Source organism: Desulfovulcanus sp. (assembly GCF_982781345.1).
The window spans coordinates 1-1,507 of the sequence record NZ_CEYAEZ010000144.1; the positions used below are offsets into that span (position 1 = coordinate 1).

Here is a 1,507-nt window from a genome sequence, read left to right on the forward strand (position 1 = left end):
GCTTCAGCTTTAAAAAACTGGAGCGGGATGAAAGGAGGCCACCAACGTAACGTTGGGGAAATATAAAAGGTACAACTTTTATACCTACTACTCAATAATCTACAGGCACCGCTTTTCCCTCCTATCCAGGCACTAACCAGCGCAGGGAGGGGTTGTCTGCAGATTTATGTAGGGGATTTTTCAAATAGCTGAAACTCACAAATCTGTAGGTGTCAAATAAGCGCCTCTTTTATAGGGAATTAACTATGGCTTATTTAGGCGTTTTACTCCAAAATAAGCATTTTAACTTATTATCTTAGCATATATTAAAAATCTTGTCAAGGGGCTGTACAAGATGAGTACATAGGTAACACTTTTGAAAATTCTAAGGGCGTTTCGTAGTTGAGTGCTTCATGGGGTCTAAAGAAATTGTATTCAATTAACCATTCAGTTAAAAGTGGATTGAAAATAGTTGGATCAGGGCTAAAGTTGCCAAGGTTGATAAATTCATTTTGAAGGGTTTGGTTAAATCTTTCATTGTTAGGATTATCCTTGGGTGTTCGGGGTCGACTGTAGTATTGTTTGATTTTCAGTTCCTCACAAGCTTGCTTAAAGTATTTTTCAAACTCACTGCCATTGTCATGACCAACTCGAGGTACTTTTTCACCTAGCAGATAATGGAGGCGAAACAAAAAGTCTTGGCCATTAAGTGATGATTTGGATTTGTACATCCTGGCAAAAGCTACCTTACCATATTTGTCTATGGCCGTAAAGATGTAACGTTTAAGGCCGTTCCAGTGGATCTCAATCGTATCAAGACAAATAATGTAACCAGCCCTCTGTTTGTACTTTGGAAGCTTGTACAATTTAAGTTCAGTGATCCTTTTCTTTTTCTGGGCCCTTTGCCTTTTTCTGGTTGTTTTAGCGGTTTTAGTGGGATTTGGGTAAAGCCTGTATTTTTCAATTATCTTCTGGATTTTCCAAGCGCTTAGGTTTTCGCCAAATTCCCTTTTGTAAATGATTGCCAATTTTTCCTTGCCATACTTGATGTATTTTTTTCTTAGCTTGATTACTCGCTGCTCTTGCAGGGGCGTAATTTCTCTTTGTCTGACTTTTTTAGGCGCTTTGGATTTGTCCTCAAGCTTATGCAATGAATAGAGATTATCTTGATCAAACTCGCTAAACCATTTGTAAAAGGTTTTACGGGAGATGCCAAAGCGGCGGGCGGTCAAAGTGGCGCTATTGCCCTGATGATAGTAAATAATCCACTCTAATCTTAGCTTAGCGGCCCGAGAGAGTTTTAAGATCTTAGCAACCCGGCGCCAACGTTCACATTTGTCTAAAAGCCTAATTTGAGGAATTAGATAAAAATCTTGTTTCTTAATATGAGATGCTAACATATTGATGAGATTTAGGTATTAATTAACCTCTGATATTACCATACTTCATAGATTTTGGTAATCTAGAGGTGTTACCTATGTATCTCATCTTTTGCAGCAAATCTCGCCCTGTAGAACGGAAGTGATAA

General features: G+C 38.4%; 1 protein-coding gene. It reads right to left on the reverse strand.

The features are described from left to right. Positions 1–317: 317 nt before the first annotated feature. The gene (locus AC3WVG_RS11750) at positions 318–1,379 is read right to left on the reverse strand and encodes an integrase core domain-containing protein (RefSeq protein WP_488798305.1); all 1,062 of its coding nucleotides are present in this window, start codon (positions 1,377–1,379) and stop codon (positions 318–320) included. Between the last annotated feature and the right edge of the window lie 128 nt (positions 1,380–1,507).

Bases quoted from the DNA above. Each gene is read 5' to 3' on its own strand.
- AC3WVG_RS11750 (WP_488798305.1), bottom strand. From the start codon at position 1,379: ATGTTAGCATCTCATATTAAGAAACAAGATTTTTATCTAATTCCTCAA.